This is a genomic window from Armatimonadota bacterium, from assembly GCA_028871815.1.
Classification (GTDB): Bacteria; Armatimonadota; Chthonomonadetes; order Chthonomonadales; family Chthonomonadaceae; genus REEB205.
This window is the reverse complement of sequence record JAGWMJ010000003.1, coordinates 156,471-170,613: the sequence shown is the minus strand read 5'-3', so window position 1 is coordinate 170,613 and position 14,143 is coordinate 156,471. Positions and strand designations below refer to the sequence as shown.

Annotated in this window: 11 protein-coding genes and 1 tRNA gene; 9 read left to right on the top strand and 3 right to left on the bottom strand. The window is 60.4% G+C overall.

Annotated features, from left to right (window positions below; genetic code table 11):
• Positions 1-2 precede the first annotated feature (2 nt).
• Entirely contained in the window at positions 3-1,028 is a 1,026-nt protein-coding gene (locus KGJ62_05205; GenBank protein ID MDE2125969.1) for an ABC transporter substrate-binding protein, read from the top strand.
• Positions 1,029-1,034: 6 nt separating this feature from the next.
• Here KGJ62_05205 and KGJ62_05200 read toward each other — a convergent pair whose 3' ends face one another.
• Genes KGJ62_05200 through KGJ62_05190 form a run of 3 tightly spaced genes read right to left on the bottom strand, consistent with a single transcriptional unit; the run spans position 1,035 to position 4,813 of the window.
• Positions 1,035-1,871: a sugar phosphate isomerase/epimerase gene (locus tag KGJ62_05200; protein MDE2125968.1), complete on the bottom strand. Its 837-nt coding sequence runs from the start codon at positions 1,869-1,871 to the stop codon at positions 1,035-1,037.
• 15 nt (positions 1,872-1,886) lie between these two features.
• Positions 1,887-3,692, bottom strand: coding sequence for a hypothetical protein (locus tag KGJ62_05195; GenBank protein ID MDE2125967.1), 1,806 nt, complete (start codon positions 3,690-3,692; stop codon positions 1,887-1,889).
• On the bottom strand, positions 3,689-4,813 hold the full coding sequence (locus KGJ62_05190; GenBank protein ID MDE2125966.1) for an aldose 1-epimerase family protein: 1,125 nt from the start codon (positions 4,811-4,813) through the stop codon (positions 3,689-3,691). The genes KGJ62_05195 and KGJ62_05190 overlap by 4 nt, the downstream gene beginning before the upstream one ends.
• A 156-nt stretch (positions 4,814-4,969) precedes the next feature.
• Between KGJ62_05190 and KGJ62_05185 the strand changes: the two genes are divergently transcribed.
• The 8 genes from KGJ62_05185 to KGJ62_05150 all read left to right on the top strand — a co-directional run bounded on the left by KGJ62_05185 (position 4,970) and on the right by KGJ62_05150 (position 14,134).
• Positions 4,970-5,042: transfer RNA gene (locus KGJ62_05185), tRNA-Ala, on the top strand.
• 765 nt (positions 5,043-5,807) lie between these two features.
• The gene (locus tag KGJ62_05180; GenBank protein MDE2125965.1) at positions 5,808-6,962 is read left to right on the top strand and encodes a PilT/PilU family type 4a pilus ATPase; all 1,155 of its coding nucleotides are present in this window, start codon (positions 5,808-5,810) and stop codon (positions 6,960-6,962) included.
• Between the two features lie 101 nt (positions 6,963-7,063).
• Positions 7,064-8,155: a type IV pilus twitching motility protein PilT gene (locus KGJ62_05175; GenBank protein MDE2125964.1), complete on the top strand. Its 1,092-nt coding sequence runs from the start codon at positions 7,064-7,066 to the stop codon at positions 8,153-8,155.
• Positions 8,156-8,179: 24 nt separating this feature from the next.
• On the top strand, positions 8,180-9,256 hold the full coding sequence (locus KGJ62_05170; GenBank protein MDE2125963.1) for a type IV pilus twitching motility protein PilT: 1,077 nt from the start codon (positions 8,180-8,182) through the stop codon (positions 9,254-9,256).
• A gap of 53 nt (positions 9,257-9,309) precedes the next feature.
• Positions 9,310-9,834: an HAD hydrolase family protein gene (locus KGJ62_05165; protein MDE2125962.1), complete on the top strand. Its 525-nt coding sequence runs from the start codon at positions 9,310-9,312 to the stop codon at positions 9,832-9,834.
• Between the two features lie 24 nt (positions 9,835-9,858).
• Complete coding sequence (locus KGJ62_05160; GenBank protein MDE2125961.1) at positions 9,859-10,710, top strand: metallophosphoesterase; 852 nt, start codon at positions 9,859-9,861, stop codon at positions 10,708-10,710.
• Positions 10,698-12,824: a hypothetical protein gene (locus KGJ62_05155; protein MDE2125960.1), complete on the top strand. Its 2,127-nt coding sequence runs from the start codon at positions 10,698-10,700 to the stop codon at positions 12,822-12,824. Before KGJ62_05160 ends, KGJ62_05155 begins: the two co-directional genes overlap by 13 nt.
• On the top strand, positions 12,821-14,134 hold the full coding sequence (locus tag KGJ62_05150) for a glycosyltransferase family 39 protein (GenBank protein MDE2125959.1): 1,314 nt from the start codon (positions 12,821-12,823) through the stop codon (positions 14,132-14,134). The genes KGJ62_05155 and KGJ62_05150 overlap by 4 nt, the downstream gene beginning before the upstream one ends.
• The last annotated feature ends 9 nt before the right edge of the window (positions 14,135-14,143 follow it).

Genomic DNA, 14,143 nt, shown 5'->3' with positions numbered 1-14,143 from the left:
AAATGCGAAAAGGTCACCGTAGTGCAGGTCGCCCGAGTGCCGCCGTACGTCGCATGTTTTGCGCTGCCGGAGTGATCGCAACCGTTGGGGCAGCCGGATGCCACCGTCCGGGCTCGGCCGGCGCTGGTGGCAAACTCCAGATCGCTCTCATACCGAAAGGCGTCACGCAGTCATACTGGCAGACGGTGAAGGCGGGCGCCGAGAAGGCAGCCGCGGAGGACAACGCGTCGATCATCTTTCAGGGTCCTACGGAAGAGACGCAGACGGTGGAGCAGAAGAACATACTCGACGCCCAGATAGTCAAAGGCGTCAGCGGAATTGTAATGGCTGCGTGCGATGCGCATGCCCTGGCGCCGGAAGTGCAAAAGGCGCAGGCTGCCGGCATACCGGTGGTCATGATCGACAGTGGCATCACGCCGGATACATCTGTAGCGTTTATTGCTACAAATAATGTGACCGGTGGCGCGGATGCGGCCGACGAGCTTGCCAGGCTTGTTGGTCCCAAGGGTGGGGATGTGGGCTTGCTGCCGTTTGTAAAGGGCGCCGGATCATCCGACGATCGGGAGAACGGTTTCAAGCAAGAGCTGGCGAAGTATCCACAGTTGCATCTGGTGGTAACGCTCTATTCCAACAGCGATGTCAACAAGGGGCAGGATGCTGTGGATTCTATGCTGGCGGCGCATCCCGGGCTCGCCGGCATCTTTGCATGCAACCAGGGCGGAGCCGTTGGTGCCGCCCAGTCGATCCGGCAGAAAGGCGACACCGGCAAAGTAAAGCTTGTGGCGTTTGATGGCGGTGACGAAGAGATTGCTGACCTGAAGGATGGCGTTATTCAGGCACTGGTGGTGCAGCGCCCTTTCCAGATGGGATATCAAGGCGTGAAGCGCGTCGTTCAGGCCATCAAGGCCCACGAGGTGAAGTCTAACCATCCCGAGCAGGTGGATACCGGGGTTACGGTCGTAACCATGCAGAATTTCAACCAGCCCGATATTCAGAAGCTGCTCTATCCGCTTGGCCCGGGTAAATAGGTTGGCTTATGCCCTCTGCGATCGCATTGCAGCCTCGTTACAGCGTCGAACGTAGCTGATGCTTTCTCTGGCTATGGTCACCGGGTCGGGCTCGTAGTTGAAGACCTCCACCGACACCCAACCCGCGTAACCGATCTCGTGCAGCGCAGCCATAATCGGGACGTAGTCGGTGTCCCCGGTCCCGGGTCCTCGCATGTTGGTATCGTTGGCATGAAAGTGCGCGACCCATGGGGCCCACGTGCGCACCGCTGCGGCCACATCGGTGGACTCGGCTGAAGCGCTTTTCACGTCGATCAGCGTCCGGAGATTGGGGCTTGCCACTTGCGCAATAGCGTCAACGGCTTCGTGCAGTGTCAAGATCAGATCAGCCTCCGGCGCCGGCAGTGGCTCTAGGCAGATTGTAATACCGCGTTTTTCCGCCTCGGGCGCCACGGAGGCCAGGGCTTCCACCACCCGCAGCGTGGCGCCGGCGGTGTTCAAGCCAGCCGGTATTCGCCGTTGTGCCGGCGAGCCCAGTACCATGATGGCGCCGCCGAGGTCGGCGCACAGTTCAACGAGCGCGGCCAGGTGTCGAACGGTACGTACCCGCACCTCGGTATCATCACTGGTCAGTGAGAGGCCCGGTGGTGAGACCAGGAGCCAGTGCAAGCCGGCGATTTGGAGTCCGCGACGCCGGGCCGCTGTCGCAATGGAAGCCCGGTCATCGGCTGTAATCTCGGCGGGCTCGCTGGCAAACGTAAATGGTGCTATTTCCACGCCGTCGTAGCCGGCGGCTGTAATGGCATCCAGCGTATCGTCCCACCGCCAGTGTTCGAAAGTCTCGTTGCAGATTGCGGTTTTCACGGTAGCCTGTGATAATTACCCGGGCGCACTCCGGCTTGCGCCCAGCGGCAGTTGTACCAGATAGATGTCGGCATCGCGGTTGGAATAGACCAACTTCAGGTAGTCGGGCAGCACCACCCTTCCGCGGAACATCGGTTCCAGCGTGTCGGCGCCAGTGTCGCCACGCGCCTTCTGCGAAAAGATGAGGTATGCCACATGCATCTTTCGCAATAGCGCAATTCTCTGCGTGTCGGTTGTTGTAGGCAAGGCAAACCTTGCGAGCTCATTGAACTTCGAGCCAAAGTCTGGTGTTTCGCCCCAGTGCCCGCAGTAAACGTGTCTGCCGATGAGGCCGGGCGTAAAGGAGGCAAGCGTAATATCGTAGGCGGCGATATGATGTGGATCGGGTTGCATTACCCACGGCAACGGCTGAACAGCGTCTCGTTTCGGTGTATGCCGTGCGATCCATTGCAGCGCGGCCAATTCTCCTGGGTTCAGATAGGCTCTCTCCAGCATCGTTTGAACACGGTTTCGCTCGTTATTCCGAACCTCGCGCACCAGGAATCGGATATTAGTCAGTGCCAACACGATGGTAAGTGAGACGGTGAACAGTGAGTATGAGGTGCCTGGCGTTCGCCGTGACAGCCATCGCCAGAACGCCAGCGCGCCGCCGGCGGCCAGAACCGCCAGTGGCAGGTGAGCGCCCTGTATCAGCTTTCGCTGGAAAGCCGCGCCCGGCATCCAGGCAATGGCCACATTGACGACTGCCCACACCAGCATGAGGCGAGCTGCTGTATTTGTTCGGAAGAAAGGATCATGGTCACGCGGTGCGGATGCTCCTGGCGCCACGCCGAAGCCGCCACGCTGCCAGATCACAATCGCCCCGCCAATGGCTAGCGCCAACGTAATCCCGTAGCCCAGCACTACCCATGCCAGTGCGGGCGCAAGTGTCGGCACCTCGGCTCGTGCGTGAAAAACGGCTTCAGTCCGGAACTCGTGATACATCACGGCCACCGACGGCAGCGTAAGCGCCCCAGCGATGCCGGCGTGGAGCCAACCAGCCAATGCCTTGCGGCGCGCCTCTGTGCTGTGGCCGGCTACCGCGGCGGCCGTCTCCACCACGAGGAAAGACAGCCAGACTGCTGAGATTGTGATGACGTCGTACGAGTGCGTCAGGCCGATCACGGCGCCCAGCAGGCCGGCGCCGGTAGCGAGGCGCCAATCTCTTCGCTGCATCGCGCCGTATAACAGGCCGATAACGGCCGCCTGCATCGCGATTGAGAATGCGAAGAGCGCGCTGAGGTAGAGCGACAGAAACGTAATCGCTTCCGGCTGCCACTTGTCGATTGGCGTTGCGATCGGCGGGACAGACCACCACAACGGCAGCCAGCCAAGACCCGACGAGAAGCAGATGAGCGCGAATGCCATGAGGCGACTCCGCGGCTCAAGGATGGTGGCTTTGAGCAGTCGCCAGACCACCGCAAGCAGTACCACGCCACCGGCCAGCCGCGCCAGTTGGTTCACCGCAACCAAAGGCATGTGCGTCACGGCGCCGAACCAGCCTAAAGCGAGAAACAGTGGGTTAGCAATTAAACCGTGTTGCGCGTCGGTTGTGAACAGGTTGTAAACACGCAGGCCGGAGTGCGCGGCCTGATGCATCCATGAGAGATAGACGCAGCTGTCGTCGAGGTTGTAACCCAGCCACATGTACACGCGCCCATGTGCGCCTGCCCAGCCCTGAACGTACGGCAGCAATGTGATCGCGAGTGCGCCGGCCCCGATGGCGAACGCAGCGGCCCGCTCGGTCGGCCGACGGCGTGCCGCCAATTCAGGCGACGTCACGCTGCCGACGAGGCGCCGCTGACGGCTGCCCGGCACTCGCCTTCAAATGCTGCCAGCTCGCCAGCTCCATCAAGAACGCCGATTTCCACCTCGTAGGGTACGGTTTCGCCCGGTTGCAGAACGGCAAGCGTGCCATCCCGGCGCTCTTGCGCCCGGCCGAGTACGCTGCAGTTCGCCGGCTCCATGCCAACCACATACGTTCCTGCATCCAGCATTTTCCATTCGGTGAAGCGCGGTAGCTGGTGCGGGCGCCATCGGCAATAGACCCCGAATCCACCGTGCCCCGAGCCGGACGGCACGCTTGAGTTGACGACTGCGGCAGCACAGCGTCCATCTGCAAGCGGCGCCATGGTATGGAAGTAGACCTTCTCGCGGTAGCCGGCTGTGGGTTCGCCAAACCGGGCAAACTCCGCCTTACCCAACTCGGCTTCATCATCTCTGGGGATCGCCGACAGCGTTGGCGACACAAGCCGCCCGCCCGGCGACAGTGTGGGCCAGCCGATGTTGATATGGTAAAGGTGCATGTGTTCTGTAGGCTGACTGCCCAGATTTGTCACCTCATCCTGTATCACCAGGCGCGATGCACCGAGCATCGATCGGATCGTTCGGGTCATCTCCAGGTTTTCTCCGAAAACCGTTGCCTGTCGGACGCGGCCGCGTATCGTTATTTCGTAGTCATCTCCATTCCAACGTCCGTCCCACGATACGTTGGTAGCCGGCAGATTGCTGACTCGCCCATGCAGGCCAAAGAGCTGGCCGTCATCCACATCGTTTGCTCCGGCCCAGGTTAGCCCGCAAGTAACCACAAGACCGCCGTAGAACTGGCGAAGCCAGCCTCGCCCTCCTTCGGCCTCGGACTGGAAGTAGGCTGGATGTGCGTCGCTAGTTGCCGATCGCCAGGCAAGTGCGCGCCCGTTGTACGTGGCGGTGGAGATATCCATGCCTCTGTCAGCCAGTATCGTAAATGCGAGTCCGCTACCCGTGCATACCTCGAGGGCACGCACACCGCGCTCGGCACCGTCCGCAAGCTCTACTGCACGGACGGTGGCGACCTGAATGATATCGCCGACGCGCTGAAGAAGCGCTTCGCGAGTCAGTGTCTCTCCCCATATTCGTGGCATCGCAGCGCTCCTTTCAGCCGGCAAGTTCCCGCGTGCCGCTGTTCGGCGCGCAAGTGCGTCGTTCCTGCGGAGCCTCTCGTTACCGCCGTTGATGCACCGGCAGGTCGTGGTGTATAATGGAGCGTCCGCCGGCGAGACCCGTCGATCCGGCTTCGTGGGGCTGTAGCTCAGCTGGGAGAGCGCCTCAATGGCATTGAGGAAGTCAGGAGTTCGAGTCTCCTCAGCTCCACACCTCCAGTGCACGGAGTGTGGCCAGGATCGCTGGCTGAGCGGAGCGTCCGTTCGTCTGTTGCTTCGCCATCTCGGTGTGGTGCTGGCGGTGGCCGTCGGCGTAAGTAGCGCGCCGAGCAGCGCTCAAACGCGGAGCGCTCGGGTACGTGCAACTACTCTGTGGATCGATGTCGTGTCGGCCGATAGGGCGCGGCTGACATTCTCCGGACCAGGCGATGAAGCCGTGCTTCGGCGTCGGGTGCTTGCGATGTGTCGCGCCGCGGGCTGGAGGCATACCGGGATTGTGGTCCAACAATCCCGCGCTCTTGCAAACCCAGGTGTTTCTACAACGCTGCTGGATGCGCCTCAGATGCCCGGAGGCGTTCCGGAACTTCTGCCTTATCTCAACAATGTTTCTCGAAGCGTCCCAGCATTCATCGTCATTCAGGACGATGTGGCTGAACCATACCATGGACCGACCAGCATCCGGAATGCCGAATTGACGCTAAATCTCGTCAAATCTGGGAACGCGTACCAGTTTGCCTGTACTGTGCGAAGGCACCTCTGTCCAGCAGATCTCGTGCCCGTGTCCTGTGCCCGGTTGGGTGGACGTTCACGGCCAGATCGGGCTGGCGCCAGGCGGGGTGTACCACCCGGTGCCGCGACGCTCGTCGCAGCGCTTGGATTTCTGAGCGGATGGACGGTAATGGTCAGGCTGCTGAGGGCCGGACCGCGTTTGGCGTAGACAATCGACCGCGTGCATGGACTGAGGAACAAGAAACCAATGGCGCTTGATCTCGACGAGATGTTGCTGTGGGCCGGTGAGCGGTCGGCCTCCGATCTGTTTCTTCGTGCGAATACGCCTCCATCCGTGCGTATCCACGGCCATATAGCCGGAACAGATTTCCCCGTGATGACGGCGGACGAGGTCCACACGCTCTGCATGGGCAAAATGACGCCGCGGCAGCAGAAGGCTTTTGAAGAGACGTCGGAAATGGACCTCGCGTTCTCCATTGGCGAGGAGCTCCGGATCCGAATGAACGTCTACAACCAGCGTGGCCACACGGCTACTGTCTGCCGGCTGATCCCAACAAAGATCAAGTCGCTGGAGGAGCTGGGAATTCCGTTGAAGGTGCGTGATTTTCTGGTTCACCGCGCCGGGCTCATCCTGGTGACCGGGCCGACAGGCTGCGGCAAAACCACCACACTCGCCGCGATGATTGATATTCTTAATTCCACGCGGCGGGTGAATATCGTCTCGGTTGAGGATCCGATCGAGTTTGTACACAAGGACAAACTCGCGGTCATCAGCCAGCGCGAGGTCGGTATCGATACTCTGAGCTTTCAAGCCGCGCTGACGCACGTGCTGCGACAAGCGCCGGACGTGATCCTCATCGGCGAAATGCGCGACATCGAGACAATGAACGTGGCGTTGCAGGCGGCGGAAACCGGTCACCTGGTCTTTGCTACCGTACATACCGCCAGTGCAGCCGAGACATTGGACCGTATTTCTAACATGTTTCAGCCGCACGAACGCCAGATGCTCTGGCTCCGCCTATCGGTTTCGCTGCGCGGAGTGCTGTCGCAGAAACTGGTGCCCACCGCCGATGGCTCAGGGCGCCTGGCTGCCGTTGAGGTGATGGATATTACTCCAACGATCGTAAAGATGGTGGAAGAAGGGCGATCGGACGACATCTATAGCGCAATTCGGCAGGCGGGAACAGAATCCTACTGGGGCATGCAGACGATGAACCAGTGCCTTTTGCGGTATCTCAAGTCCGGCCTGATCACAGAGCAGGATGCGTTGGCGAATGCTGGACAGCCGACGGAGATGCGCCAGTTGATCCGAGTGGCCGCCAGTAAGGGTGAGATCACGGCTGATAGCGCGGGCGCAGCGGCGCCGCAGGTGCCGGGGCTGCCGGTAGCTCCGTCTGGCTAGCGCGGTGGCGCCGGCATGCGCCGGAAATCGACCAACGGGCGCGCCGCTTCTGGTGTTGCGCGTTGTTTTTGCCTGCCTCCTGATATTGCCGTCCAAGCCCAATGCTTCATATTGATGACCTCCTGAAACTGTTGGTAGAGCGTGAGGCCTCTGACCTGCACCTGCGCGTGGACGAGCCACCAGTGATGCGAATCCACGGTGTACTGACTCGGCTCGACATGCCCGTTATTTCCGAACACGACATTTACGAACTGATTCATCCCGTCATGTCTCCGGACCGTGAGGCGCGATTCGAGCAGACCATGGAGCTGGATACCTCCTATGCCGTCCCGGGTCTCTCGAGATTCCGCGTCAATATATTCCGGCAGCAGGGGCACATCGGCGCGGTTATGCGCGTCATTCCCTACGAAATCCGCACGATTGATCAGCTTGGCATTCCGCAGGTTGCAAAGCGAATCGCCCAACTGCCGCGCGGCCTTGTTCTCGTCACCGGTCCAACCGGATCGGGCAAGTCAACCTCGCTTGCTGCCGTTATCGATCTGATAAACGAAACCCGCCAGGGTCATATTGTAACGATCGAAGACCCGATCGAATATGTACATCAGGACAAAATGTGCGCGGTGAACCAGCGCGAGGTTGGGGTGGACACGCATACATTCGCCGCAGCTCTGAAGCACGTTATGCGGCAGAATCCCGATGTGATTCTCGTTGGTGAAATGCGCGACCTCGAAACCATCAAGCTCGCAATAACGGCGGCTGAAACCGGCCACCTCGTGTTTGCAACCCTGCATACGACCGATGCACCGCAAACCATTGACCGCATTATTGACGTATTTGAACCGGAAGCGCAGCAGCAGATACGCATGCAGCTTTCCGTGGTGCTGCAGGCCGTCATCTCCCAGACGCTTCTGATGCGCAAAGATGGTACGGGCCGGGTAGGGGCATTTGAGGTAATGGTCTGCACCAGCGCCATCCGTACGCTGATCAGAGAGGGCAAAACCTATCAAATCTACACCGATATTCAAACTGGGCAACAGCATGGCATGCAGACTCTGGACGCCAGCCTATTGGATCTCGCCGGCCGCGATATCATCGAATTCGAGGACGCATTGGCAAAGAGCTCCAATCCACTCGAATTCCGGCAGCGCGCAATGCGACTGGGAATAGTAGCCGATGTATCTGACCCGCTATAGTTGCCGACCCCAGGAGTTGCGGTAATGTCTCCCGTTGTGCTCGATCAACTTTTGGAATCCTGCGTCTGTAACAATGGTTCCGACTTGCACATCAAGGCCGACAGCCCGCCACTGGTACGCGTCCATGGGGATTTGATCCCACTCGATATGGAGGCGCTCAGCGCAGATGAGGTGAAGTGGCTGGCGTACTCCAATCTCTCCGAAACGCAACGCACGCGATTCGAAGAGGAGTTGGAACTCGATTTTGCGTACGAAATCAAGGGGTTGGCCAGGTTTCGCGGCAATCTCTATTCGCAGCGAAACAATATCGGCGCGGCCTACCGGGTGATACCGTACGAAATCCGTTCACTTGACGATTTGGGGCTGCCGGCGGTTACGCGCACCTTCTCTGAGCGGCCGCGTGGGCTGGTGCTGGTAACTGGCCCGGCTGGATCCGGCAAATCCACCACCCAGGCCGCGATGATCGACTACATAAACGGCAAGCTGCCGGTCCACATCATCACGATTGAAGATCCGGTAGAGTTCGTGCACACCGACCGTCAGGCGCTGATCAATCAGCGCGAGCTCGACACCGATACGCTGGCATTTCCAAACGCGCTTCGCTCGGCTCTTCGCGAAGACCCCGATGTGATCCTCATTGGCGAGATGCGCGATCTGGAGACCATCCAGCTAGCGATCACCGCCGCGGAAACGGGCCACTTGGTGTTTGGTACCCTGCATACAACCGACGCCGTGCAAACGGTTGATCGGGTAATTGATGTCTTCCCAACGCATCAGCAGCAGCAGGTCCGGATGCAGATGTCGGTCAATTTGCTCGGCGTGATATCGCAAACGTTGGTGAAGCGGGTCGATGGGGAGGGCCGGATGGCCGTGTTTGAGACGCTGGTGGCGATTCCGGCTGTTCGCAATCTTATCCGCGAGAGCAAAACGTATCAGATCGGTTCGATTATCCAGACGGGTCAGCGTCATGGGATGCAGACGCTCGACCAATCTTTGGCGGCGCTGGTTCAGCAGAAGCTGATCTCGTACGAAGAGGGCCTCGGAAAGGCGGCGAACGAAACAGAGTTTAAAACTCTGCTTGGTACGGCCGGCAAGCCGTGAGGCCCGAGCCACACGATCTGAACCGTCGCTTCGCATCGGTGCGGCTGCTCGCGATGGATGTGGACGGCGTGCTCACGGATGGCGGCATAATGCTTTCTGGCGCTGGGACCGAGACGAAGCGCTTTTTCGTACGCGACGGCTTAGGACTGGTGCTCTTGCGCAGGATTGGAATTCGATCTGCGTGGATCACCGGCCGAACCAGCGCCTCCGTCGAACAGCGTGCCCACGAGCTTTGCATTGACGACCTGTGCCAGGATGTACGAGATAAAGCCGCATGCCTGGCCGGCTTGGCGGAGGCGAATGGCGTGCCTCGCCACTTTGTGGCTTTTATCGGTGACGATTTGAATGACCTGCCCGCGTTTGACAGCGCCGGGTTGAACATAGCTGTGGCCGACGCTGCCGAGGACCTCCGCGCTGCCGCCGATTTCGTGACGCGGGCACCGGGCGGGCGCGGCGCCGTCCGCGAGGTGTGTGAGGAAATATTGAACGCACGAGGCGACCGCACTACAGCAATACGTGCGTATCTCGAATGGCTGCGCGCTTCTACGCCGGGCGAACATCCGGCTCCAGCCGGTTGATCTATACGCTGCGCGCAACACACGATGCGGCTGACTATTCTCCACACCAACGATTTTCACGGGCGGCTGCTCCGCGAGGATGCGGAGTTCCTGCGACAGCGTAAACTTGCCGCCGCACCAAACGCACTGCTGCTGGACGCAGGTGACCAGGGAGCGTCGGGAAATGCCACATATTCGCGAAATGGCGAGGCAACTCACGACCTGATGAACCACGCCGGGTACGATGCCGCGATCCCCGGCAACCGCGACTTTCACTTCAGCGAACCCGGATTCCGGGCGAAACTCACGCGGACCCGATTTCCGGTTTTGTGCGCCAACCTCCGGCGCAAGGGGCAGCCGCCAATCTGTAGCGGCGAAGTTCCTTTGGCCGAAAGTAACGGTGCAGACTCGGCAACTGGGTTTTCGAACCAGGTGCTCGCGCGGCCCGATACCGACGGCTTGCCGACACAAGCGGCGGTCTGCTTCACGCACCAGAGCGGCGCCCGCGTCGCCGTCTTTGGGGTTATGGTGGCTATGATAACCGACAGGATGCAGGCGGCACATCTCAGTCACTGGCGGTTCGACCAGCCGATTCCAACCGCAGTCTGGATGGCAGCACATCTTCGAACGCGCTGGCAGCCGGACCTGGTGATTGCCGTGACGCATATTGGCTGCCGTGGCGACGCTGAGCTTGCCGAAGCGACCGGCGACATCGATCTGATTATCGGTGGCCACTCGCACACCGAGCTGCCCGAGGCGTTGTTGGTGAATGACGTGCGAATCGTACAGGCCGGCTGCCATGCCCGGCACATTGGCGTTGTGGAGGTCAACTTGGAGGTTCCGCGCGGCGCCGCACGGTGTTGGAGTTCCAGGCTGGAGCCGCTTTGCTGCCGCTAGCAGCTGCGCTGTGCATCTGTGCGGCGGCAACTCTTGCCGGCGCAGGATTGCTCCGCCTGTGTGCCTGCCAGCCGTTGGATTCCGCCGAGCGTTTTGCCTGGAGTGGAGCAATTGGCCTCGGTGTTGGTGGCGGCGGAGTCTGGCTGTTGGGATTGGCCGGTTTCCTTCGGCCCGTCCCGCTAGCGCTTTGGCTTGTTGCTCTTGCTGGGCTCGGCGCGCCAACCGTGCCGGGCGTAACACGGAATGGAATTGCGTGGCTGCTAGTTGCGGGCCGGCGCGTCCGCGGTCCCATGGTCGCCGTCAGGATCGCAAAGCTTTGCGGCGCGGCCGTCCTCCTTTTTCTCGCGGCGGTCAGTATTTGCGCCTGCTACCGAATGCCTGCCGGGCACGAGTGGGATGCGCTGGCATATCACCTTGCAGATCCAAAGTTGTTTCTGGCTGCCGGCCGGATAGTTCCATTGTGGACAGAGCATCACAGCAATTTCCCATTTACGATGGAGATGCTCTACACACTCGGGCTGCTGTTTGGAGGTAGCGCGGGCTACGCTACCAGCGCGATGATCCACCTGTTTACGGCAGTACTAACCGGGGCGGCGCTGTGGGGTTTCTGCCGCCGCCGGTTTGGATCGAGTGTAGCTATAGTAGCCACTCTAGCCATGACAACTACGCCGCTATACCTTTGGGAAAGCGCCACCGCATACGTGGATGTTGCTGCCGGGCTCTACGCCACTCTGGCTGCTATGGCGGCAGCGGAGGCTGTATGCCGCAAGTGGGACGGTAGTGCCGATGGTGGTGCCGACTTTGGACCTGCTGGCGTGCGCCTGGCTGTAATCTGCGGTTTGGCTTGCGGCTTTGGCCTCGGGATCAAGTATCTGGGAATCATACCGTTTGTCCTGATTTTGGCCGTGCTTATTTCGGCTCGGTTGGGAGCGCGCACGGTTGCGGCTTTCGCAGGCGCGGCGATTCTCACCGGCTGCCCGTGGTACATCAAGAACGTGGCAGTGATGCACAACCCGGTCTACCCATTTATGTTCAAACTCTTTCCGGCCAGCCGCTACTGGTCAGCCGCGCGCGGCGCCGCATATCAGTCGGAGCAATCCGGATATGGCTATCTGAACAAAACGCGCACCTTTGCCGGCGCTCTGCGAATGCTGGCGCTAACGCCATGGCGCCTCCTGACGCGGCCCAACGTTTATGGTAATACGGGCGACTATACGGTTGCCGGTTTGCTGGGCGGCATCTACTTTGCCTGGGCTTTTGCGCTGACCGCTGCCGGGCGCATACCTCGAGCCATTCGCGTCCTGGGCTCTCTGTTGGCAGCGCAGTTTTTGGCGTGGTTCTTTTCAGCGCAATTCGCGCGGTACCTCACCGGGGTCATCCCGGTTGCCGCGATCGTCACAGGGTGGGGGGCGGTCCAGCTCATGCGGCGCGCTCGCTTCGCGGCGCCAATTCGCGACTTACGCGCTGCTGCAACCGCGGCATGCGGGTGGGCGGCCGGCCTGGCGCTGGTCTTTCAAACGGTTCTCTGCACAGCGAGTATTACCGTATGGCCCACGGATACTCTGGCTGCAGCCCGGTACGGCTTGCCGCCGGCTGCATACTCGCTCTCCGAGGTGCTGCCGGATGTAGTGAGTCCCGCTCATGCCGCTCGTGAGGCAGCTTCACATATTGACAACTATGACGCGATGCAATGGCTCAATCGAAATGGAGCAGCAGGGTGGGGCACGGTTCTATACGACGATACGCGCGGTTTCTACCTGAACGGATTCTACCTGTGGGGCAACGGTGAGCACTCCAGTTACATTCCGTACGGCTCCAGCGACCGCAGCGATTTACTGTTTACCTGGCTGCGCCGCCATAAAATCCGTTACGCGCTGCTAAACCTCAACTGGAATCCCGCGGATGGCACTGACCCGGCCTTTCCGCATGGCCCGAATGGTGAGGAACTGGAGGCGATATCAGCCTGGTGGTTGCGGCCCACATTTCCGATTCACGACTGGCGTAGCAGCGTACAGAACCTGCTCCGAAGTTACGGGTCTCCGGTATTCGAGCGGCATGGTGTGGTGGTTTGGGATTTGATGGCGCCGAAATGGCTCGGGACGCAGCGACCATGAAGCGCGTGTCTGTGCCAGTGCGGCCGACATCGGCTGAGATGCAACAGGTTTGGCGCGGGCTCACCGTTCTGCTGTTCGGGCTGTTTCTGGTTTGCGGGATCTGGCACGCCGCCGTTGCGCCGGTTGGGCAAACGGGCTATCAGGATGCTCCGGACGAGGCAGCACATGTCAACTATGCCCGCGCGCTCAGCAACGGCGGGTTTCCAACTGCTGCCGAGGCACGGCGTGATCCCAGGCAGCAATCTTATGAGTGGCACCAGCCGCCGCTCTACTACGCGGTCGCCGCAGTGTTTCTGCATTTCGGTTACCGCGCAGCACGTGTGGCGTCTATCGTGTGCGGGCTGCTCACATTGGCTCTCATCGTTGCCGCTGTGCGATTGATCTGGCCCGGACGTGGCGATATAGCGGTTGCCGCACTCGCGTTTGCCGCAGCGCTGCCGGGCAATATTGCGATCAGTTCCGCGGTAAACAACGACGCGATGCTGGAAATGTGGTTCAGTGCGGTGCTGCTCTGCTGCATTCTTGGCGCTTCCGGCGGATTCTCTGTGCAGTTGGCGCTGATAACTGGCCTGTGTCTTGGCGCAGCGCTACTCACAAAAGCAACCAGTCTCTTACTGGTACCGATCATCGCGGTGGCGTTGGCCATGGCTTGGCGCCGGCGGCACGGCAGACGTGAGGTGATGCTGGCAACGGCTAGTGTTGCCGGTGTCGCGTTCGCCATCTCCGGCTGGTGGTTTGTCCGGTCGATGATCATTTACCACGAGTTACTTCCCCTGCGCGCGTTCAACTCCATGTTTGGCGGCACCGTACAGGCGCGCGACGTGGCGGCCGGCAAGCTTCCCGGGTTGGGTGTTGAGAACTGGGGCGGCTACGCCTGGTTGGTCTGCCGCTGGAGCTTTAAAAGCTTCTGGGCAGTCTACGGTGTGCCGCGTTCGGCAGTGATCGGTGCGCCCGTCTTTCTCCCAGCCCAGGTTTACGTCCTGGCTCTTGGCATCTGCCTCGCGTGCTTTGCCGGACTGGTAAAGATGCACCAGTTTCGAAATAGCCAGCCGCAGATTGTAAAGGACGCAATGGCGCTCATGGCTCTGACGATTGGCGCGGTGGCGTTCTCGTTCGCCGTGTTTCTATCCAGGTACTTTCAAGCGCAGGGCAGGTATCTTTATCCTGCAATTCTGCCGATGGCATTGCTCGGCGGTTTCGGCTGGACGAGCGTGTTTCCCGATCGGTACCGTGGCGCCGGCGTTGGCGGATTGTGCGCGGTGCTTGGGTTGTTCTGCATAGCGCTGTTCATCTATGCAACTCCGCATTGAGTGGCGTCG

Excerpts from the sequence above, each read along its gene's own strand:
- KGJ62_05205 (MDE2125969.1), top strand. The coding sequence starts at position 3 with ATGCGAAAAGGTCACCGTAGTGCAGGTCGCCCGAGTGCCGCCGTACGT.
- KGJ62_05190 (MDE2125966.1), bottom strand. The coding sequence starts at position 4,813 with ATGCCACGAATATGGGGAGAGACACTGACTCGCGAAGCGCTTCTTCAG.
- KGJ62_05180 (MDE2125965.1), top strand. The coding sequence starts at position 5,808 with ATGGCGCTTGATCTCGACGAGATGTTGCTGTGGGCCGGTGAGCGGTCG.
- KGJ62_05175 (MDE2125964.1), top strand. The coding sequence starts at position 7,064 with ATGCTTCATATTGATGACCTCCTGAAACTGTTGGTAGAGCGTGAGGCC.
- KGJ62_05170 (MDE2125963.1), top strand. The coding sequence starts at position 8,180 with ATGTCTCCCGTTGTGCTCGATCAACTTTTGGAATCCTGCGTCTGTAAC.
- KGJ62_05165 (MDE2125962.1), top strand. The coding sequence starts at position 9,310 with ATGGATGTGGACGGCGTGCTCACGGATGGCGGCATAATGCTTTCTGGC.
- KGJ62_05160 (MDE2125961.1), top strand. The coding sequence starts at position 9,859 with ATGCGGCTGACTATTCTCCACACCAACGATTTTCACGGGCGGCTGCTC.
- KGJ62_05150 (MDE2125959.1), top strand. The coding sequence starts at position 12,821 with ATGAAGCGCGTGTCTGTGCCAGTGCGGCCGACATCGGCTGAGATGCAA.